This window comes from Microvirga lotononidis, from assembly GCF_034627025.1.
GTDB lineage: Bacteria > Pseudomonadota > Alphaproteobacteria > Rhizobiales > Beijerinckiaceae > Microvirga > Microvirga lotononidis.
The window spans coordinates 2,421,426-2,440,738 of record NZ_CP141048.1; the positions used below are offsets into that span (position 1 = coordinate 2,421,426).

The following is a 19,313-nucleotide window of genomic DNA, read 5'->3' on the forward strand; positions in this document are numbered from 1 at the left end:
GGTTACGCCTTTGCGCCGAGGGTGCGGGCCGGGTTGACAGCCGGGGCCGGTGTGATGCCGGCGGTCCGGATCGGATCGCGTCCGGCCTCGGGCCCGGTCTCACCCGCATGCGGCGGCTTGGCCATGAGCTTGAGGATGTATCCGGTGCCGGCGCCGAACACGATGAAATAGACTACGATGAAGGTGAGAAGCGAGGCCGCCACGGCCGGAGCTTCGAGCGGCGAAGCCGAAACGGCTGTCCTGAGCAGGCCGTAGACGGTGAAGGGCTGGCGGCCGACCTCGGTCGTCACCCAGCCGGCGATGACTGCCACGAAGCCTGAAGGTCCCATCAGCAGCGCCAGCCGGTGCAGCAGGCGCCAGTCGTAGAGCCGGCCGCGCCAGCGGGCGAGGAGGCTGAGCGCTCCGAGGCCGAGCATCGCGAATCCCAAGGCCACCATGATGCGGAACGACCAGAACACCACCGGCACGTAGGGCCAGTCGGCACGGTCGATGGTATCGAGTCCGTTCAAGGGTGCGTTCAGGTCATGCTTGAGGATAAGCGAGGAGGCTTTCGGGATCTCGATGGCATGGCGCACCGTGCCGGCTTCCTGGTCGGGAATGCCGAACAGGATCAGGGGCGCGCCCTCGGGATGGCTCTGGAAGTGTCCTTCCATCGCCATGACCTTGGCGGGCTGGTGCTCGAGGGTGTTGAGGCCATGCATGTCGCCGGCCAGGATCTGCAACGGGGCGACGATGGTGATCATGCCCATGGCCATCGAGAACATCACCCGGGCACCCTTGTTGGTGCGCTCGCGCAGGAGATGCCAGGCTCCGACCCCGCCGACCACCAAGGCGGTGGTGAGATAGGCGGCGAACACCGTATGGACGAGGCGATAGGGGAAGGATGGATTGAAGATGATCGCCCACCAATCCTCCGGCACGAATTGCCCGGCTTCGTTGATGGCGTAGCCGACGGGCGTCTGCATCCACGAGTTGGCGGACAGGATCCAGAAGGCCGAGATGAAGGTGCCGACCGCAACCGCGAGCGTGGCGGCGAAGTGCAGCTTGCGGCCGACCCGTCCCATGCCGAACAGCATGATGCCGAGGAAACCCGCCTCCAGGAAGAACGCGGTCATGACCTCATAGGCCATCAACGGACCGATGACCGGTCCGGCCTTATCGGAGAACACGGCCCAGTTGGTGCCGAACTGGTAGGACATGACGATGCCGGAGACCACGCCCATGGCGAAGGCGAGGGCGAAGATCTTGAGCCAGTACTTGAACAGGTTGAGATAGACCTCGCGGCCGGTCCAGAGCCACAGCCCCTCCAGAACGGCGAGATAGCTCGCCAGCCCGATCGAGAAGGATGGGAAGATGAAGTGGAAGGTGACCGTGAACGCGAACTGGAAACGCGCCAGGAGCAGGGCGTCGAACTGGTCGAACATTTTTACTTTTCCTTGGGGTCTTCGCGGCGGCTCTTCTTCGATCCGGGCACGACGAAGAGACGGTCCTTCATCTCGAGGATTTTCTGCACCTTCGAGCCGAGCGTCAGGAGCTGGACGAGGCGCTCGGTATCGAGCCGCTGCACATCGGCGTACCAGCCGGTCAGGAGCTCGAAGAGGTCGTGCATGTCGCGCATGCGCTCCTGGGCGTGGCGCTCTTCGGCGCTCGCCGGCTCCTGCATGAGCACCTCGCGCAGGAGCGTCATGGTCGGGTCGATCTCGCGCTTCTTGCGCTCCTCGACCAGGGTGCGGACGATCTGCCAGATGTCGTCGGGCGTGGCGAAGTAGTCGCGCCGGTCGCCGGGCTTGTGCTGGAGCCGCACGAGGTTCCAGGCCTGCAACTCCTTCAGGCCCATGCTGACGTTGGAGCGGGAGACGCCGAGTCGCTCGACGATGTCCTCGGCGTTCAGCGGCTCCTTGGAGAGGTAAAGCAGGGCGTAAATCTGACCGACGGTGCGGTTGATCCCCCAGCGCGAGCCCATCTCGCCGAAATGCAGCACGAAGGTTTGGACAAGAGGAGGGAGGTTCACGGTGTGTCCTGAAATTTCAGAATTTTCTGAAATATCGGACATCGATTGACGTAAGTCAAGGATCGGCGGGCCCGGACGCTTGCAGCCATCCCCGCCGGGCCGGTGTCATGAGGGGTAAGCCTCGCTGGGTTCTCGGCGGACGCGGCTATCCGGCATCCGGCGGTGGATTGCGGGAAGCCGCCTCGATCCGAGGGCGCAAGGCGTCCAGGTCGTATCCGGCATCCGCAGCCATCCGCAGGATCACATCGGGCGCAAGGTGACGGGCCGAAGCGAGGGCCCACAGGCTGGCGGAGCGGGTGCCGGTCCGGCACAAGGCGAGGGTCGGCCCGGTGCCCGCCGCGAGGGCCTCCTTGAACGCCTCCACCTGCTCGGGCGACATCTGGCCAGGAATGACCGGGATGTGCCGGTAGGCGAGACCCAGGCGATGGGCCGCCGCCGCGAGGGTGTCGCTCGATGGCTGGTCCGGAGCCTCGCCGTCCGGGCGGTTGTTGATGATGGACCGGAAGCCTGCGGCGGCAGCCTGCTGCAGATCCTCCGGACTGAGCTGAGGCGCGACCGAGAGGTTGTCCGTGAGCTTGGCGATTTTCATGGATCGTCTCCTAGAGGTTAGAGAATTGCCGCTGACGTTCTCTGAGCGTCACAGCAGGTTGAGGCTCTTGACCAGCATGTAGATTGCGACGGCGAAGATCAGGCCGGCGAAGACGTTGTTGAGGGCCCCCTTCCTGACCGCGAGCTTCGATGCGAGGCTGGCGCCGAGCAGGCCGCCGAGGATGCCGCCGCCGATGAACAGCCCGGCCAGGGGCCAGTCGACCAGACCCGAGAAGGCGTAGTTCGCCGCTGTGGTCAGGCCGAAGCCGGTCACCGCCACGAGCGAGGAGCCGACCGCGTAGAGGATCGGCATCCCGGTTGCCAGGATCAGCCCCGGCACGATCAGGAAGCCGCCGCCGATGCCGAAGAAGCCTGAAAGGGCGCCGGTCGCGAGGCCGATGCCGACCAGCTTGAAAAAGTTCTCCCGGCCGAGCCGCACGCCGTCGTCCCCCTCGCCGGAGCGCTTGCGCAGCATGAGGGCGCCGACCGCCATCATCAGCACGGCGAAGAGGGCGAGAAGCTTCTGGCCGTCGACCATTTTGCCAATGGTGGAGCCGCCGAAGGCGCCGATGACGCCGGCAACCGTGAAGACCAGGGCGCAGCGCCATTTCACGTTTCTGGCGCGGGCATGGGTGCCGAGATTGACCGCGGCATTGGCCGCCACGGCCACCGCGCTGGTGCCGATCGCCACATGCGGGTTCGTGACTCCCACCAGATAGACCAGCAGCGGCACGGCCAGGATCGAGCCGCCTCCGCCCACGAGCCCGAGCGTGAAGCCGACGAGGGAGCCCGAGGCCAGTCCGAGGGCGCTTTGAAAAAGCGAAAGCGTCATGGGGTCTCCTGAGCCGGACCACGTCGTCCCCCTGCGAAGGGTGGGCAAGGAGCAGCTCCGGTTGGTTTGCTACTTTTAAATTAGAGATTGCTTATTTAGATATATCTTATATATTGTCAATAGCGAACGAGACATCGAGGAGATGGAGATTCAGATCATGTCAGGCCGACCCACCATCCGGGCGTTCTTCGACGAACCCACCAATACGGTGAGCTATCTCGTGGCCGATCCTGCGACTAGGAAAGCAGCGATCATCGATCCGGTCTTTGACTACGATCATAATTCCGGCACGGTCGATACGCGCTCCGTCGAGGCGATGCTCAAGGCTGCCGAGGAGGCGGGTTACGTGGTCGAATGGGTGCTCGAGACACACGCCCATGCCGACCACCTGTCCGGTGCGCCCTACATCAAGGCCAAGACCAGGGCGAAGATCGGCATCGGCGAACACATCACCGAGGTGCAGCGGATCTTCCGGCCGATCTTCAACGCCACCGACCTGGACACCAGCGGCCGCGACTTCGACCATCTGTTCAAGGACGGCGAGCACTTCACGATCGGCGACCTCGACGTGGAAGTGCTGCACACGCCCGGCCATACGCCGGCGGACATCGCCTACAGGATCGAGAACGCAGTGTTCGTCGGCGACACGATGTTCATGCCGGATTACGGCACGGCGCGCGCCGACTTCCCGGGGGGCGATGCGCATAAACTCTATCGCTCGATCCAGCGCCTGCTCGCGCTGCCGCCTGAGACGCGCCTGTTCATGTGCCACGACTACAAGGCGCCGGGTCGCGACATCTATGCCTGGGAAACCACGGTCGCCGATGCGCGGAACAACGTTCACCTGAAAGACGGCGTCACGGAGGACGAGTTCGTGGCGATGCGCCAAGGGCGAGACGCCAAGCTCGCAGCCCCGCGCCTTCTTCTGCCCTCGATCCAGACCAATATCCGGGCCGGTAAATTCCCGCCCGCCGAGGCCAACGGCGTACGCTATCTGATGATCCCGGTGACGCTGAAAGGTGGCGCGGAGGAGGTTGTCTAGAGTATCGGACACGCATGCGACGCCGCGTCCGATGCGTCACGCTTCCGGTTCCGCGCCTCTTACGTAAGACGGGCTCCCGCTTTGGCATGCGATGCCTGCCAATCCGTGCCGGTCCGCCGCACCGGCGTGGGTCGGAAAACATGTTGCAGGGAGGCGAAGATTCGCCTTCTCCGCTGACTAGATCTCACGATGCTCACTGCCGCCTGATCAGACCCGGCCAGAGCGCCTCCTCGAACGATACTGCCGAGGGGGCGCAACCTTGCTGGGTCGATGAGGATCGACGCATATTAGTTCTTCAGGCGATAATCCAAAGGCGGGTTCCGGTCGCCGATCAGAGCCGAGTAGGAGAACGATCCGCCGCGTGCCCGATCGAATTCCGCCTTGGCGTCTGCGACCAGCTTCGGCGACTGGAACAACTCGACGACTGTCGTGGCGAGCGTCTCGGCGGCCAGCCGCGTCCCCTTGTGGCCGATCGACATGCCCCCGGCAGCAACGGCTTGCCAGCTATGCGTCGCCGTGCCCGGCACCCACGTAGCCGTGCCCAGGCCGACCGTCGGCACGACCCAGCTCACGTCTCCGACATCCGTGGAATAGAAGCCCTGCTTTCCGAATGAATAATCCTCGATCTCCGACACCGACGAAAGAGGAGGCTTCGTGCGAAGCGTTTTCTGAAGTTCGGTGGCAAACGCGGTTTCCTCAGGCGTCCATTTGATCGCTCCCGCGGCACGCAGATTGCGATCCATGGCTCTTCCGAGCACGTCGTTCGGGAGCACGGAGTACACGCCGCCCAGGCGCTCGATGGAAGCTTTCGTTCCTGTCCCCAGGGCCGCACCTTCGGCGGTCTTCGTGATCCACTCGAAAACCTCGCCGACCACTCTCGGATCCGGATGACGGACGTAGAGGTAACTCTCGGCGAAATCCGGCACGACGTTCGGTGCCGCTCCGCCATTCGTGGTCACGTAATGGATCCGCGTCTCCTGCGGGACATGTTCACGCATGAGGTTAATCATGTGATGCATGGCCTCGAGACCATCGAGCGCCGAACGCCCGCGCTCCGGCTGCATCGCCGCATGGGCGGATTCGCCCTTGAAGCGGATCTTCGCGCTGACATTGGCGAGCGAGCGCCCCTGCTCGGTCGAGTTCGAGTCCGAGGGGTGCCAGTGCAGGGCGACATCGACATCGTCGAACAGGCCACTGCGGACCATGTAAACCTTGCCCGACCCGCCTTCCTCAGCCGGCGTTCCATACAGGCGGATCTGGCCGTCGACCCGATTGTCCTTCAGCCACTGAGCGACCGCGATGGCTGCCGCGACCGATCCGGCTCCGAACAGATGATGCCCGCAGGCATGGCCGCTGGCGAGGCCTTCCACGGCCTGCTGTTGCGGTGCGGCGGCCTGCGAAAAGCCCGGTAGCGCGTCCATCTCGGCGAGAAGCCCTATGACCGGTCCAGTGTCCGTGCCGTAGCGTGCGACAAAGGCGGTCGGAATCCCGGCGACATTCCGCTCGACCTTGAATCCATGAGCTTCCAGCTCCTTGATCAGCAGGTCTGCGGTTGCCGTTTCCAGGTAGCCCAGTTCGGGATGCTTCCAAATGGTGTCAGCCACATCGTTCATGCGGGGAGCGTAGTTGCTCACGGCGCGAACGACCTGACCGCGTTGCTCGGCCGTCAGCGGTTCGGCGAAAGCCTGCGGCGCGGCGGTCAGTAATAAGGACAAGGCGATCATCCGTAGGCTTCCTGTCATCATCTGGTTCTCCTGTGACCGACGCGGAGTATGGTGCTTGAGGTCCGCCGAATAAAGCAAGATCGAACCCCTGTCGGTGTGGCGGCCCAGGAACACGCTCTCGGTCGCTTCAACCGAGAGGGGGCACATGGGCCGACAACCTGTTCAACTCCGCGAGAATCCGCGGTCAGGAAAAGCTCAGCCGCGCGACATATCCAACGGCGGCTCGACGCCTTCACGAAGCGGGCTCACATACGGGGTTTCCCGCGTTCTCTCTGCAAGGTCCGCCTTGGCGGCGGCGATCAGGGACGGGTCGGTGATCGCGGCCATGCCGGTCGCGGCCATCGCCTTGGCGACATGCACCATCGCCTTGTGCGCCGCCGGCATCTTGCCCTGGGCCACGACCTGCCACGTGTGGAACGGCGTACCGATCGCAACCGTCGGCGCGTGGGCCTGCACGGTGGGAACCACCCAGCTCACGTCGCCGATATCGGTCGAGCCGATCATGGGCTTGCGCGGCGAGTCGAGAGGCGTCAGGAAATCGGCCAGGGGAGCATCGGTCCTCGGCTGGCCGATGGCGCGGTAGACGGATGCGATCTCCTGGTCCGACAGGGTCGCGCGGATCTTGCGGGCGAAGTCACGGTCGGAATCGTCGAACGGCGGCGCTCCGAGCTCTTCCATGGCGTTGTGCAGCGCATGTTCCAGCGGCGTGTTCCCGAGCGTATTCGAGACTGCGCTGACGATGCGCATCTCGACGCTGGTCTCCGTCATGAGCGCGGCTCCCTGGGCGATCTTGTGCACGCGCTCGACGAGGTCGAGCATGCCCTGGAGATCCATGGCGCGGATCGAATAGCGCACGCGGGCGTAAGCCTGCACCACGTTCGGCGCGATGCCGCCCGTGTCGAGCAGGGCGTAATGCACACGGGCATCCGAGGGCATGTGCTCGCGCATGTAGTTCACGCCCACATTCATCAGCTCGACGGCGTCGAGTGCGCTGCGGCCCAGATGGGGCGATGCAGCCGCGTGAGCCGCGCGGCCCCTGAAGGCGAAGTCGGCGCGGGTGTTGGCCAGCGACAAGGCGGGCGCGACCTCCCAGAAGCTGTAGGGATGCCAGGAGATCGCGATATCGGCATCGTCGAAGGCGCCGGCGCGCACCATGAAGGCCTTGGCCGCGCCGCCTTCCTCGGCCGGGCAGCCATAATACCGGACGCGGCCCGGAATGCCTTTCTCCGCAAGCCAGTTCTTCAGAGCGACGGCGGCCAGCATGGCGCCCGATCCCAGGAGATTGTGGCCGCATCCGTGGCCATGGCCGCCGGCCTCGATGGGACGATGCTCCGCGACGCCGGATTCCTGGCTGAGCCCCGGAAGGGCATCGTACTCGCCGAGGAATGCGATGACCGGACCGCCGTCGCCGGCTTCGCCGATGACGGCGGTCGGAATGCCCGCGACACCTTCGGTGACGCGAAAGCCTTGGTGGCGCAGTTCCGCGGCATGCTCGGCGGCCGAGCGCACCTCGGTATAGCAGACCTCCGGCATCCCCCAGATGCGGTCGCTCAATTCGATGAGGCGGCTCTTCGCAGCATCCACATGCTGCCAGATCTCGTTTCGGACGTTCATGTCTTGCTCCAGAATCGGGTCGTGAACGGTCGTCGCAGCTCTGCCGCGTTACAATGCGCCCACTTCGGCGGTGATCAACTCGTCAGCCGATGGAATGCGCCCCTCGAACCAGTAAGCGGCGGCCGCGCGAGACATGGCGGCACCGTCATGGCCCACTCCTTCGACGTGGATCAATTTCCAATGGAACGGAAGTCCAAGACGTTCGGCTTCGCGGCGCGCGAAATCGTAGACGAACTGCGCACGCGCATAGCGATGCGGCCCTTGCCGCAGGGCTTCCGCCTGGGCCGGCAGGTTCGGGTCGTCGGTGCTGATATCCTGATCGCCCGCGAAGATGTGCATGGGATAGGCGAACCAGCGAGCCATGCTGGTTTCATCGAGGCCGAGACCGCCGAGCCCTTCAGGGAAGCTGCGCTCCAAAGTCGGCAGGGTGTACCAGCCCGGATTACCTGCGGCGACCGCATCGAACGATCCATGGTCCTGCGTGGCGAGCATCCGGTGCGCGAACTGCCCCCCGGCCGAGTGACCGAAGAGTCGCGCCTTCTGGCGGCGCGTCACGCCGCCCTTCTGCAGGGCCGCGAAGACGCGGGCCGGGACGGCGTAGAGCCACTTCTCGACAGGGCTTGTGCTTCCGTCGCTCCCTATGACCAGACCGTTGTTGTACGATTCCGGGCCTGGAAAAGACGCATCGGAGAAGGTCGGCGCTGCAATCAGGATGCGGTGCTTCTCGGCGGCGGGAATCCAGAAATCCCGATACTCGTCGCCGTTGCGGAGCATGCCGTGCTGGACGATGACGACCGGATCGTCGGGACCATGGCCGGCCGGGCGGTAGAAGTTGACGTCGATCTGCCTGTCGGGGTGATGCGCGTCGACGAAGGGAAGCGTGCTGCGGCCGGTCTCGGGGCTAAGCGTGGTTGTCGTCATGGGGTGTCCGAATTGTGGAGATGGCAGGCTGCGCTGCGTCCCGGAGCGATCTCCTTCAGGACCGGGCGAACGTCACGGCATTTCGCCATCGCGTGCTCGCAGCGAGGGTGGAACGGGCAGCCGCTGGGCGGTGCCAGGGGAGAGGGCAGCTCGCCTTTGAGCGGCTGGAAGGCGCGCTTGCGCCGCTCCGTGGAAGGGCTCGCCGCGATGAGTGCCGCGCTGTAGGGATGGGCCGGTTGGGCGAAGACGGCGGAAGCCGGCCCGATCTCCACTATGCGCCCGAGATACATGATCGCGACCCGGTCGCTGATGTGGCGCACGACTCCCAGGTCGTGGCTGACGAACAGATAGGTCAGCCCGTGCTTCTCGCGGATATCCATGAACAGGTTGATGACCTGCGCCTGGATCGAGACGTCGAGCGCGGAGACCGGCTCGTCGCAGACCAGGAAGCCGGGCTTCACCGCGAGCGCGCGGGCGATGCCGATGCGCTGGCGCTGGCCTCCGGAGAACTGATGCGGATAGCGGTTGCGGTAGGCGACATCGAGGCCGACTTCGGTCAAGGCCTTGTCGACGGCCGCGTCGATCTCGCTCTTCGGCAGAAGCCCATGAACCCGCAGTGCCTCTCCGACGATGTTGCGCACCTGCATGCGCGGATTGAGCGAGGCATAGGGATCCTGGAACACCATCTGGACCTTGAGGAGATAGTCCAGCCGGTCCTTGCCGCGCAGTTCGGCAACGCGACGTCCCTCGTAAACGATGTCTCCGGCGCTGGGCTTGGTGATGCCGGTCGCGGCCCGTGCCAGCGTGGACTTGCCGCAACCGGATTCGCCGACGAGGCCGAGAACCTCGCCCCGCGTCACGGTGAGGTCGACGCCGTCGACCGCTTTCAGCACGGGCGGCGGCGGAAGGTTTCCGGTCGCGGCCAGAATGCGCTGCGCGAGCGTCGCCTTGCCGCGGAAGTATTTCTTGACGCCGCGCAGCTCGAAGAAGGGTTCGGTCATAGGGCGGAGCCTTCGGGCACGGGGTTGTGGCAGCGATAGCTCTGCCCGTTGCTCATGACCTGCGACGGAGGATCGATCTGCGCGCAGACCGGCAGGGCGCGCTCGCATCGCGGACGGAATGGGCATCCGCTCGGGCGCGCGTCAATGCTGGGCGCCGCTCCATTGATCTGCCTCAGCCGCTCGCCGGGAGCAACCGTCGCGGCCGAGGAGCCGAGCAGGCCGAGCGTGTAGGGATGGCGGGGACGGTCGAGAACGTCGTCGACGGTTCCCGTCTCGACGATCCGCCCCGCATACATGACGGCGACCCGGTCGGCGAGCTCGGCGACGACGGCGAGGTCGTGTGTGATCCAGAGCACCGCCGTGCCGGTCTCGCGGCTGAGCTTCTGGACCTCGAACAGGATCTGGCTTTGAATCGTGACGTCGAGCGCCGTCGTCGGCTCGTCGGCGATGATCAGGTCGGGGCCGTTCAGGAGGGCCGTCGCGATCGCCACACGCTGGCGCATGCCGCCGGAGAATTCGTGCGGATACTGCTTCAGGCGCGCGTCCGGAGACGAGATGCCGACCCGGGACAGGGCTCGCGACGCCTCCGCCAGGGCGTCATGCATGCTGCAGGACCGGTGCTCCAGGATGGCCTCGCACATCTGCTCGCCGATGGTGAGGACCGGGTTGAGGGTCATCAACGGATCCTGAAAGATCATCGCGATGCGGTCGCCGCGCAGATGGCGCAAGCGCTCGTCGGATGCACGGCGCAAATCTTCCCCCTTGAACAGGACGTCGCCGGCAACGATCTCGCCGGGAGCGTCGATCAGCTGGACCAGGGAGAAACCGGTCACCGACTTTCCCGAGCCGGACTCGCCGACGAGGCCCACGATCTCGCCCGGCCGCACGACCAGGTCGACACCGTCGACGGCGGGCCACGCGCCGGCGAGATCGTGGAAGACGGTCCGCAGGCCGCGAACTTCGAGCAGCGGGGAGGTCATTGGCCCCTCACATTGAAGCTTCGGCGCAGGCGCTCGCCCACGAGATTGAGCGACATGATCAGCAATACGAGGGCGATGCCCGGGAAGGCCGCGATCCAGTATTCGCCCGAGAGCAGGAACTCGAACCCATTGGCGATCAGGAGCCCGAGGGAAGGCTGCGTCACCGGAACGCCGACACCGAGGAAGGACAGGGTGGCTTCCAGCGTGATCGCGTTCGCGATGCTGATCGTCGAGACGACGAGAACGGAGCTGATGGAGTTCGGCAGGAGATGCGCCAGCATGATGTGGCGCGTCGGCAGGCCGAAATTGACCGCTGCCTCGATATATTCCTTACGCCGCTCGACAAGGGCCGCGGCGCGCATCAGGCGGGCATATTGCGCCCATTGCACCAGGATGATGGCGATGATCACCTTGTCGACGCCGCGCCCGATGGACGCGAGAAGCACGAGGGCGATCAGGATCGACGGGAAGCCGAGCATGAAGTCGACGACGCGCATGATCGCCGCATCGATGGCTCCGCCGAATTGGGCCGCGACGAGCCCGGCGAGGACTCCGATGGCGAGCGCGCCCGCGGTGGATGCCAGGCCGACCAGCAGGCTGGTCCGGAGGCCGTACAGGATGGCGCTGAGCATGTCGCGGCCCTGCGCGTCGGTGCCGAGCCAGTAGGTGATGCCGGTCATGCCCTGCGCGCCGGGCTCCAGGCGGTTGTCCATCACGCTCAGCGATGCGAGGTCGTGCGGGTTCTGCGGCGCGATGAAGGGCGCGAGCAGCGCGAGCAGCAGGAGGATCCCGAGCAGGACGATTGCGCCGCGTGTCGTCGGGCGGCTTTTGATCCGGCGCAGGACCTTGTGGCGCAACACCGTATCGGCGTCGGCCGCTACCATTCTCGAAGCGGTCATGCCATTTCTCCCGTCAGCTTCACGCGGGGATCGAGCGCCGCGTAGAGGATGTCGACGAGGAAGTTCACGGCGACGAAAAGCAGCGTTGCGAGCATCACGTAGGCGACCACGACGGGACGGTCGAGCTGATAGATGCTGTCGATGAGGAGCTTGCCCATGCCCGGCCATGCGAACACGGTCTCGGTGATGGTCGAGAAGGCCACGAGGCTGCCGAATTCCATGCCGGCGACGGTCACGACCGGGATCAGGATGTTTCGCAGCACGTGCCGCCCGACGATGCGCTTGCTGCGCACACCCTTGGCACGGGCATATTTGACGTAGTCCTGCGTCATCGCCTCCGTGGTCCCCGCCGCCACGAGGCGGATCATCAGGGCCATGTTGGGAATGGCGAGGTTCAGGGCCGGCAAGGCGAGATGTTTCCACCCGTCGAGCGTCAGCAGGCTCGTGGGAAATCCGAACACGGAAACCGTCTCTCCGCGTCCTGCCGTGGGCAGCCATCCGAGGAACACGCTGAAGAGCAGGATGAGCATCATGCCCTTCCAGAAGCTCGGAAGGGAGAAGCCCAGGATCGTCCCGGCCATGATGGCGCGGCTGGGACGGCTCTCGGGGTTGAGGCCGGCCAGGAGACCAAGCGGAACGCCGATGGCGGCCGCAAAGCTCATGGCGAGGAGAACGAGTTCGAAGGTGGCCGGCAACCGCGCCAGGATGAGGTCGACCGCTGGAACACCGTGGACGAAGGAATATCCGAGGTCGCCTTTCAGAGCCTTGCCCAGGAAGGCGAGATATTGCTGCCAGACTGGCAGATCGAGTCCCAGGCGCTGGATCATCGCCGTGCGTTCGGCGGCGCTGACCTGCGGAGGGACCAGAAGTTCGATCGGGTCTCCGATGCCGTAGACGGCGAGGAAGACCACGACGGAAACCGCGAGCAGAACCAGGACGCTCTGGATCAGACGTTGCAGGATGTAGGCCGTCATGTGACGCGTTCCGATCTGCTCGCGGCTTCGTTCATGGCTTGCTTACTTCGCGGGCTTGACCTGCATGGCCATCGTGAACTGGTCCGCGCGGCCGGTATACTTCAGGTTCGCCTTGTAGGCCCAGATCGTGCTCTCGAAATGCAGCGGAATGAACGCGCCGCCTTCGATGACCTTCACGCCCGCCTGCTTGAGAATCTCCGCACGCTTGGCGTCATCCAGGGTGGTGATCGCCGTGCGGATCAGCTTGTCGAATTCCGGATCGGCATAGCCGCCGTAGTTCGAGCCTCCGATGGTCTTCGCTTCATCCGGCGTTGCGGCCCACTGCTTCAGGAAGGACGAGGCCTCGCCGCTCGTGGAGCCCCAGCCGCCGAGAGCCACGCTGAATTCCTTCTTGGCGCGACGCGGGAAGTAGATGGCGCGGGCCATGGCGTCCACTTCGGAGCGGATGCCGACCTGCGTCAGGTACTGGGCGACGGCCTGCGTGATCTGGCTGTCGTTGATGTAGCGGTCGTTGGTCGTCGAGAGCGTGATCTGGAAGCCATTGGGATAGCCGGCCTCGGCCAGGAGCTTCTTCGCCGCAGCCGGATCGTAGGCGAGCTTCGGCGGGTTCTCCAGCGCGCCGAACATGCCGTTGGGCAGGAACTGATAGGCCGGCTCGGCGGCGCCGTCCATGATGCGCTTGATGATGGCGTCACGGTCGATGGCAAGCGACATCGCCTTGCGCACCTTCGGATCCTTCAACGGGTTCTTGCCGTTCTCGGCCTTCACGAGCGGGCTCGGCTCGCGCTCCACGTCGAGCTGGAAGTAGATGACGCGGGTCGAGGGCGTGATGACATGGCCGAAGCGCTTGTCGTCCTTGATGCGGGCCACGTCGCGCGCAGCCGGGTTCTCGATCACGTCGTAGTCGCCGGCAAGCAGGCCTGCGAGGCGCGGACCGGCATTGGGGACCGGCACGAACGTCACGTTGGCCCAAGGCTCCGCCGGGCCCCAGTATTTGTCGTTGCGTTCGAGTTCGACACTCGTCCCCTTCGTGTAGCTCTTGAACTTGTAGGGGCCTGTGCCGATGGCGAGCTTGCCGTCGTTGAAGTCGCCGACGACGGGCCACGGTCCGGTGACGCCGCAGTTCTTGGCGACGTCGAAAGCCAGCTTGTCATGCGGAAGAATCGACGAGCTCAGGATGGCGATGCTCGAAAGGAAATTCGGCAGCAGCGGGTCCGGCGCCTTCGTGGTGATGACGATGGTCTGCGGATCGGGCGCCTCGACGGCCGTGAAGTTGCCCGTGATGTCGGCAAACGAGCCTGCGATCGCCGTCTCGTTCTTCAGGGTGCGGCAGAAGCTGAAGATCACGTCGTCAGCGGTGAAAGGCTTGCCGTTGGAGAAGGTCACGCCTTGACGGAGCTTGAAGGTCCAGCGGTTCTGGCCGTCGTTCTCCCAGGACGTCGCAAGGCTGGGCAGAACTTTCTGCTGCTCGTCCTGCTTGGTCAATCCGTCGAAGATATGAGCCGCGAGGGCGTTGTTCGGCGTCAGATCGTGATAGTGTGGGTCGATCGCGGTCGGCTCCGAGCTGAGTGCGATCTTGAGCGACTGAGCCCATGCGGGAGCACTGAGCAGACAGGTGCTGGCGACGAAGGCGAATACTAGTGGACGGCGCATTGAATCTCTCTCCGGTTCCCTTGGTGGCTGCCTTTTGACAGATTTATTTTCTCAGATTAAAAATCATGAAAATTTTATGACGTCAACCAGTCTGGAGCCCGCGTGTCTCAAGTCTTGAAGCCGACGACGGATCTGGCTCACCGAATCGCGGTCGTTTACGCCTCGCTCAGCGAAGCGCACCGGCGCGCGGCGGACTTCGTGCTTCAGAACCCCCTCGAGACGGCGACGATGACGATCGAGGGTTTCGCAGAGCGCAGCGGCGCCTCCACGGCGACGGTGACGCGCTTCGTTCGCGCGCTCAATTATGCCGGCTACAGCGAATTCCGGGCGGCGTTGTCGGAGGCGCTCCGCCTCGCCATGGCGCCCGTCGACAGTTTCGCCGATGCCCACAGCACGAAAAGCTCCGCCTTCGCGACCTTCGTGACGGCGCTCAAGGATCAGGCGGCCAATCTGGACGAGACCCTCGCGGCCGTCGACGAGGAAACCTGCACCCGGGCCATGGACGTGCTGCTCCGCGCCCGCCGCATCTTCATCGTCGGATCCGGCGCGAGCCACCATGTGGCGGCCCATCTCGACGAGGGGCTGACGCTCTATCTCGACGCGAACGTGATCTTCGCGTCGTCCCGTGGGGGCGCTGAAAAAGCCGTCAGGCACCTGATGAACGTGGGGGAGGACGATCTCGTGCTCGCCATCTCGCTTCCACGTTATTCACGGGGAACCGTCGATCTGGCGAAACTCGCCAAGAACCGCGGGGCGACGGTCATGGCCCTGACGGACGGACCGAGTTCTCCGCTCGTCCCCATCGCGGACATCACCCTGTTCGCTCCGGCGAGGAATAGGCTGCTGCCGAATTCGCCGACCGCCGCCTTCGCGCTTGCCGATGCGATCGTGGCCGCGGTGGCCCGCGAGCGGCCCGATGCCGTCGAGGCTCTGAAGGAACTCAGCGAGAATCTTCTCTGGACGTTCTATCAGTAACGAGCCGTTCTATTCCGGCGAGGATCGCGCCTGCTCCAGACTCTGCCTTGCGAGCGCAAGTGCATCCTGGAGCACGGCCACGTCGCCGATATGATTGGCGAGGATCAGCACGAGGGACGAATTGAGCGCGGCGCTCTGTTCGTCCGACAATCCGCGATGCGCCTCGATCAGGGCCCGGTAGGCGCGATCGGGATCGGGAAAGCGGCTTTCGGTGACCAGGACGCTCATGCGTGTTCTCCGTCGAGACCTTTGAGGCGGCGGGAGGCGCGCTCGATCGCTTCCGGTGTCGTGTGGCGCCAGCGCGCCGCGAGGTGCTGATCCGGGCGGATCAGGTAGGTGCTGCCGGGCGTCGCGTCGAAACGCCGGGCGAAGAACCCGTCCTGGTCGATCAGGTCATGTCCGATGACAAGAACGCGCCGGCCGGCGGGCGGCGTGCCGCCGTTGGGCACATGGATGAGCGTCTCCTCACCGTCCAGCGCTTCGAGCAGCCAGACGGTCTGATCGTGGCCATTGCGCATGGGAGCATCGGGCAACGGCGCGCCGAGGCGGACGGAGCCCGACCATTCATCCGCATCCGGCGTCGACAGAGGCGTCTCATAGGTCGACGGCATGGACAGTCTGCCGGAATTCACCATGCGCTTGGCGAAGGGCGCGTGGCGCGCGAGAGCGAGCACCGCATCGCGGAAGCGCAGTTCCTGGGCGGAGCGCGGCGCGATGAAATCCGTCGAGCGGGTGGAATGGCCGATATTCTCGTCGGCGGCGGCTGAGCGTTCGGCATCGTAGGTCTCGATCAGGCTCTCCGGCGCTTCGCCCCGGATTACGAGTGCGAGCTTCCAGGCGAGGTTCTCCGCGTCCTGGATGCCGGAATTGGCGCCGCGCGCGCCGAAGGGTGAGACCTGATGGGCGGCGTCGCCGGCGAAGACCACGCGGCCATGCGCGAAGCGCTCCAGGCGCCGACACTGGAACGTGTAGACCGATACCCATTCGAGCGTGAACGCGTCATGCCCCAGCATCTGGCGGATGCGCGGGATCACGCGCTCAGGCGCCTGCTCGGCCTTCGCGTCGGCATCGGGGCCGAGCTGCAGGTCGATGCGCCAGACGTCGTCCGGCTGCTTGTGGAGGAGGGCGGAACGGCCGTCGTGGAAGGGCGGATCGAACCAGAACCAGCGCTCGGGCGGGAAATCGCCCTTCATCTTCACATCGGCGATCAGAAAACGATCCTCGAAGACCTCGCCTCTGAAATCGAGCCCGAGCATTCCGCGCAAGGCGGAGCGCGCGCCGTCGGCCGCCACCACCCAATCGGCATCGAGATCGTAAGAGCCCTCGGGCGTCTCGACGGTGAGCGTCACGCCGTCGTTCCGGCGCTTGAGGCCGATGACCTTGTTACGCCAGCGGATGTCGAGATGCGGCAGTTCGGCGGCGCGCTCCACGAGCGCGTGTTCGAGATAATATTGCTGCAGGTTGATGAAGGCCGGCATCTTGTGCCCGTCCTCGGGCAGAAGATCGAAGGCGTAGAGCTGATCGTCGCGCTGGAACACCTTGCCGAGCTTCCAGGTCACGCCCTTCTCGAGGCAGGGCTTAGCGACGCCGAGCCGGTCGAGGATCTCGAGGGTGCGCTTGGCATAGCAGATGCCGCGCGAGCCTTCACCGATCCGATCCGCATCGTCGAGGAGTACGACCGAGACGCCGCGCTGCGCCAGATCGATGGCGGTGCAAAGACCGACGGGACCCGCGCCGACGACGATCACGGGATGCCGGGCGGGAGAGGGGCGATCCTGGTCGGCGCAGCGGCGGTAGCCGAACTGGTAGAGAATCTTGCGGGTGTTCATGGCGTGGCCTTTGCATCGACGGCCACGCGGGTGCGGTCGCCGATCATGGCGGAATGGGTTTGGCCCGTGGCCGTAGCACGGAGAGGACGGATCAAGGCATAAGCCTTTCGGCCATGACGTTTCTCCCTGTCGTTCCGCGCAATCCACACCATCGGTCTTCTGCCGCCGACGGCTGTTTGCGCTGCTGACGGACAGGGTCAGTCTCGAGATTGTAACCGTCAAGATCGCCGGGACGGGGCAGGGCTCAGCGCAGGTTGAAGCGGAGCGGCACGGTGAAGGTCGATTGCGGAATGAAGTCCGGGATCGGCGGCAGGGAGGATCCGGGGCTCGCCGCGGCAAGCGCAGCCTGATCGAGCGCCGGGTGCCCCGCGCTCCGGACGAGCGATGCGCCGACGATGCGGCCCGACCGGTCCATGGTGAAGCGCACGGTGGCAATGCCCGTGACGCCCTGGCTGCGCGCGACGTCCGGATAGCGCAGGCGATTGCGCAGCGACGCCACGAGGCTCGTCAGATAGCGATTGCGCGCGGTCGGATCGGCCGAGGCCGCTTGTCCGCCCATGTTCTCACGGGAAGCCGAGGCCTGTCCCTGGCGCTCGTCGGACGGACGCGGTCTCGGTTCCGCAACGGCCCGGCGTGGAGGGGGCTTGCGCTCCACCGGCTTCGGTGGCGGCTTCTTCTCAGGCTTGGGCGCAGGCTTCTCTTCGAGAGGCTTGGCGACCACCGCCTCGGGCGGCGGAAGGATGACGGCTTCCGTCGGGACAATTTCCTGTTCGAGCGGAACCGCTTCGACAGGCGCTGCTTCGGTCACGTCCTGAGGCTGGGCCTCGATGATCTCTTCGGGCGGCTGCTCTGCGATGGTTTCCGATTCCATCGGCGGCGATTCCGTTTCGACGGGCGATACCTCCTGGGATTGCTCCAGCGACGGCGCCACCGATACGAGCTCCTCCATGGCAGGAGCGAGGTCGATGGTGATCTCCTGCTCGCCGGGCGCTTCGGCCTTGTCGGACGGCCAGAACGTCACGGCCGTCAGCACGGTGCCATGCAGGAGCAGCGCCGTGGCGAAGGCGATACCGAGCCGGCTCGGTTCCTGGGGCGATCTCATGCTTTGAACGGACATCGGAGGGGTTCAGGATCTATGGCGTCGCCGGTCCGCCCGGGGCCTGCGCGACCAGGGAGACGCGGCTGAATCCCGCCGCGTTGATCTGCCCCATGATCTCGATGATGCGGCCATAGGGAACGGCCCTGTCGCCTCGCACGAGCACGACCTGGCCCGGCTCGATGCTCGCAAGCGCCCGCAGGCGCGGCATCATGGTCTCGGGCGCCAGCGGCTCCTTGTCGAGGAAGGCTTGCCCCTGCGCATCTATGGTGACCACGACCGGCTGCTTCGGCTGCGCGACTTTCGGCGCGGCCGTCTTCGGCAACTGCACGGGTATGCCCACAGTCATGAGGGGCGCGGCCACCATGAAGATGATGAGCAGGACGAGCATCACGTCTACGAGCGGCGTGACGTTGATCTCCGACAGGGGAGCGGTTCCGAACTCGTCCTCCGTGTCCTGCGCCCGGATGGGTCCCATGCCCATTATTCCGCCGCCTCGGCACGAACGTGGAGCTTGCGGTCACGCGCCAAGCGGTCGCCGAGCGCCGTGATGCCGGCCGCGAAGGATTGCTGCAGGCGGCCGAGATCGGTCGTGAGCTTGTTGTAGGCGATCACGGCCGGAATGGCAGCGACGAGCCCGATGGCGGTGGCGAACAGCGCTTCCGCGATTCCGGGAGCCACGACGGACAGGCTCGTGTCCTGGCTCGCCGCGATGGCCGAGAACGAGTTCATGATGCCCCAGACCGTGCCGAACAACCCGATGAAGGGCGCGGCCGAACCGATGGTGGCCAGGAACGGCAGGCCGACCTGGAGCCGGCGCATGTCGGCGGAGAGCGCCGCCCGCATGGCGCGCTCAATGCGCTCTCGCCGCTCGGCGCGGCTCTCGGACGCGTCCTGGTCGCGCCATGCCTCGTGGCCCGCCGTGACGATCCGGCCCGTTGCGCCGGCCATCTGCGGGGAGAGCCTGTCGCCCGAGCGCGCCGCGGCTTCGAAGGCGCGGGCCTGGCGGCGGAGTTTGCCGAGGCGCAGGAGCTTCTCGAACACGATGGTCCAGCAGCCGAGCGAAGCGAGGACGAGCAGGATCATCACGCTCTTGACGATCGGGTCGGCCTGCAGGAACAGCCCGAGAAAGGACATGTCGTGCGCGGCCGCGGGCATGATCTCGTTCATGATC

General features: G+C 65.3%; 19 protein-coding genes. 2 read left to right on the forward strand and 17 right to left on the reverse strand.

The annotated features are described in order from the left end of the window. Window positions 1-2: 2 nt before the first annotated feature. The 4 genes from U0023_RS11490 to U0023_RS11505 form a co-directional block, all read right to left on the reverse strand. Window positions 3-1,424, reverse strand: a complete 1,422-nt coding sequence (locus U0023_RS11490) for a cytochrome ubiquinol oxidase subunit I (protein ID WP_009493026.1) — start codon at window positions 1,422-1,424, stop codon at window positions 3-5. Window positions 1,425-1,426: 2 nt separating this feature from the next. Beyond that, a complete protein-coding gene (locus tag U0023_RS11495; protein ID WP_009493025.1) occupies window positions 1,427-2,011 on the reverse strand; it encodes a GbsR/MarR family transcriptional regulator in 585 nt (194 codons plus the stop codon). A gap of 145 nt (window positions 2,012-2,156) precedes the next feature. Beyond that, complete coding sequence (locus tag U0023_RS11500; RefSeq protein ID WP_009493024.1) at window positions 2,157-2,600, reverse strand: TIGR01244 family sulfur transferase; 444 nt, start codon at window positions 2,598-2,600, stop codon at window positions 2,157-2,159. Between the two features lie 48 nt (window positions 2,601-2,648). Next, window positions 2,649-3,431, reverse strand: a complete 783-nt coding sequence (locus U0023_RS11505) for a sulfite exporter TauE/SafE family protein (RefSeq protein WP_009493023.1) — start codon at window positions 3,429-3,431, stop codon at window positions 2,649-2,651. Window positions 3,432-3,588: 157 nt separating this feature from the next. On the opposite strand from U0023_RS11505, the gene U0023_RS11510 reads away from it, so the two are divergent. Further along, window positions 3,589-4,473: an MBL fold metallo-hydrolase gene (locus U0023_RS11510; protein ID WP_009493022.1), complete on the forward strand. Its 885-nt coding sequence runs from the start codon at window positions 3,589-3,591 to the stop codon at window positions 4,471-4,473. Window positions 4,474-4,760: 287 nt separating this feature from the next. Here U0023_RS11510 and U0023_RS11515 read toward each other — a convergent pair whose 3' ends face one another. The 8 genes from U0023_RS11515 to U0023_RS11550 form a co-directional block, all read right to left on the reverse strand. Then, window positions 4,761-6,218, reverse strand: coding sequence for an amidohydrolase (locus tag U0023_RS11515; RefSeq protein WP_040639447.1), 1,458 nt, complete (start codon window positions 6,216-6,218; stop codon window positions 4,761-4,763). Between the two features lie 174 nt (window positions 6,219-6,392). Beyond that, window positions 6,393-7,811 (reverse strand): M20 family metallopeptidase, encoded by a 1,419-nt coding sequence (locus U0023_RS11520; protein ID WP_009493020.1) that lies wholly within the window; start codon window positions 7,809-7,811, stop codon window positions 6,393-6,395. A gap of 48 nt (window positions 7,812-7,859) precedes the next feature. After that, window positions 7,860-8,732: a hydrolase gene (locus U0023_RS11525; protein ID WP_009493019.1), complete on the reverse strand. Its 873-nt coding sequence runs from the start codon at window positions 8,730-8,732 to the stop codon at window positions 7,860-7,862. Beyond that, window positions 8,729-9,733: an ABC transporter ATP-binding protein gene (locus U0023_RS11530; protein ID WP_009493018.1), complete on the reverse strand. Its 1,005-nt coding sequence runs from the start codon at window positions 9,731-9,733 to the stop codon at window positions 8,729-8,731. The genes U0023_RS11525 and U0023_RS11530 overlap by 4 nt, the downstream gene beginning before the upstream one ends. Then, window positions 9,730-10,713 carry an ABC transporter ATP-binding protein gene (locus U0023_RS11535; RefSeq protein WP_009493017.1) on the reverse strand — a complete coding sequence of 328 codons (984 nt, stop codon included), beginning with the start codon at window positions 10,711-10,713 and terminating at the stop codon, window positions 9,730-9,732. Before U0023_RS11535 ends, U0023_RS11530 begins: the two co-directional genes overlap by 4 nt. Then, window positions 10,710-11,612 (reverse strand): ABC transporter permease, encoded by a 903-nt coding sequence (locus tag U0023_RS11540; protein ID WP_009493016.1) that lies wholly within the window; start codon window positions 11,610-11,612, stop codon window positions 10,710-10,712. Before U0023_RS11540 ends, U0023_RS11535 begins: the two co-directional genes overlap by 4 nt. After that, complete coding sequence (locus tag U0023_RS11545) at window positions 11,609-12,586, reverse strand: ABC transporter permease (protein ID WP_009493015.1); 978 nt, start codon at window positions 12,584-12,586, stop codon at window positions 11,609-11,611. Before U0023_RS11545 ends, U0023_RS11540 begins: the two co-directional genes overlap by 4 nt. Window positions 12,587-12,628: 42 nt before the next feature. Further along, complete coding sequence (locus tag U0023_RS11550; RefSeq protein WP_009493014.1) at window positions 12,629-14,239, reverse strand: ABC transporter substrate-binding protein; 1,611 nt, start codon at window positions 14,237-14,239, stop codon at window positions 12,629-12,631. A gap of 102 nt (window positions 14,240-14,341) precedes the next feature. Between U0023_RS11550 and U0023_RS11555 the strand changes: the two genes are divergently transcribed. Next, entirely contained in the window at window positions 14,342-15,214 is an 873-nt protein-coding gene (locus U0023_RS11555; RefSeq protein WP_009493013.1) for a MurR/RpiR family transcriptional regulator, read from the forward strand. Between the two features lie 9 nt (window positions 15,215-15,223). On the opposite strand, the gene U0023_RS11560 is transcribed toward U0023_RS11555, so the two are convergent. The 5 genes from U0023_RS11560 to U0023_RS11580 form a co-directional block, all read right to left on the reverse strand. After that, window positions 15,224-15,442 (reverse strand): DUF2783 domain-containing protein, encoded by a 219-nt coding sequence (locus U0023_RS11560; RefSeq protein WP_009493012.1) that lies wholly within the window; start codon window positions 15,440-15,442, stop codon window positions 15,224-15,226. Next, on the reverse strand, window positions 15,439-17,043 hold the full coding sequence (locus tag U0023_RS11565) for an FAD-dependent oxidoreductase (RefSeq protein WP_009493011.1): 1,605 nt from the start codon (window positions 17,041-17,043) through the stop codon (window positions 15,439-15,441). Before U0023_RS11565 ends, U0023_RS11560 begins: the two co-directional genes overlap by 4 nt. Before the next feature lie 244 nt (window positions 17,044-17,287). Next, window positions 17,288-18,145, reverse strand: coding sequence for a TonB family protein (locus U0023_RS11570; RefSeq protein ID WP_009493009.1), 858 nt, complete (start codon window positions 18,143-18,145; stop codon window positions 17,288-17,290). A 31-nt stretch (window positions 18,146-18,176) separates the two neighbouring features. Next, entirely contained in the window at window positions 18,177-18,623 is a 447-nt protein-coding gene (locus tag U0023_RS11575; protein ID WP_009493008.1) for an ExbD/TolR family protein, read from the reverse strand. After that, entirely contained in the window at window positions 18,623-19,309 is a 687-nt protein-coding gene (locus tag U0023_RS11580) for a MotA/TolQ/ExbB proton channel family protein (RefSeq protein WP_009493007.1), read from the reverse strand. The genes U0023_RS11575 and U0023_RS11580 overlap by 1 nt, the downstream gene beginning before the upstream one ends. Window positions 19,310-19,313: the final 4 nt, after the last annotated feature.

Excerpts from the sequence above, each read along its gene's own strand:
- U0023_RS11490 (WP_009493026.1), bottom strand. The coding sequence starts at position 1,424 with ATGTTCGACCAGTTCGACGCCCTGCTCCTGGCGCGTTTCCAGTTCGCG.
- U0023_RS11500 (WP_009493024.1), bottom strand. The coding sequence starts at position 2,600 with ATGAAAATCGCCAAGCTCACGGACAACCTCTCGGTCGCGCCTCAGCTC.
- U0023_RS11505 (WP_009493023.1), bottom strand. The coding sequence starts at position 3,431 with ATGACGCTTTCGCTTTTTCAAAGCGCCCTCGGACTGGCCTCGGGCTCC.
- U0023_RS11510 (WP_009493022.1), top strand. The coding sequence starts at position 3,589 with ATGTCAGGCCGACCCACCATCCGGGCGTTCTTCGACGAACCCACCAAT.
- U0023_RS11515 (WP_040639447.1), bottom strand. The coding sequence starts at position 6,218 with ATGATGACAGGAAGCCTACGGATGATCGCCTTGTCCTTATTACTGACC.
- U0023_RS11520 (WP_009493020.1), bottom strand. The coding sequence starts at position 7,811 with ATGAACGTCCGAAACGAGATCTGGCAGCATGTGGATGCTGCGAAGAGC.
- U0023_RS11525 (WP_009493019.1), bottom strand. The coding sequence starts at position 8,732 with ATGACGACAACCACGCTTAGCCCCGAGACCGGCCGCAGCACGCTTCCC.
- U0023_RS11530 (WP_009493018.1), bottom strand. The coding sequence starts at position 9,733 with ATGACCGAACCCTTCTTCGAGCTGCGCGGCGTCAAGAAATACTTCCGC.
- U0023_RS11535 (WP_009493017.1), bottom strand. The coding sequence starts at position 10,713 with ATGACCTCCCCGCTGCTCGAAGTTCGCGGCCTGCGGACCGTCTTCCAC.
- U0023_RS11540 (WP_009493016.1), bottom strand. The coding sequence starts at position 11,612 with ATGACCGCTTCGAGAATGGTAGCGGCCGACGCCGATACGGTGTTGCGC.
- U0023_RS11545 (WP_009493015.1), bottom strand. The coding sequence starts at position 12,586 with ATGACGGCCTACATCCTGCAACGTCTGATCCAGAGCGTCCTGGTTCTG.
- U0023_RS11550 (WP_009493014.1), bottom strand. The coding sequence starts at position 14,239 with ATGCGCCGTCCACTAGTATTCGCCTTCGTCGCCAGCACCTGTCTGCTC.
- U0023_RS11560 (WP_009493012.1), bottom strand. The coding sequence starts at position 15,442 with ATGAGCGTCCTGGTCACCGAAAGCCGCTTTCCCGATCCCGATCGCGCC.
- U0023_RS11565 (WP_009493011.1), bottom strand. The coding sequence starts at position 17,043 with ATGAACACCCGCAAGATTCTCTACCAGTTCGGCTACCGCCGCTGCGCC.
- U0023_RS11570 (WP_009493009.1), bottom strand. The coding sequence starts at position 18,145 with ATGAGATCGCCCCAGGAACCGAGCCGGCTCGGTATCGCCTTCGCCACG.
- U0023_RS11575 (WP_009493008.1), bottom strand. The coding sequence starts at position 18,623 with ATGGGCATGGGACCCATCCGGGCGCAGGACACGGAGGACGAGTTCGGA.
- U0023_RS11580 (WP_009493007.1), bottom strand. The coding sequence starts at position 19,309 with ATGAACGAGATCATGCCCGCGGCCGCGCACGACATGTCCTTTCTCGGG.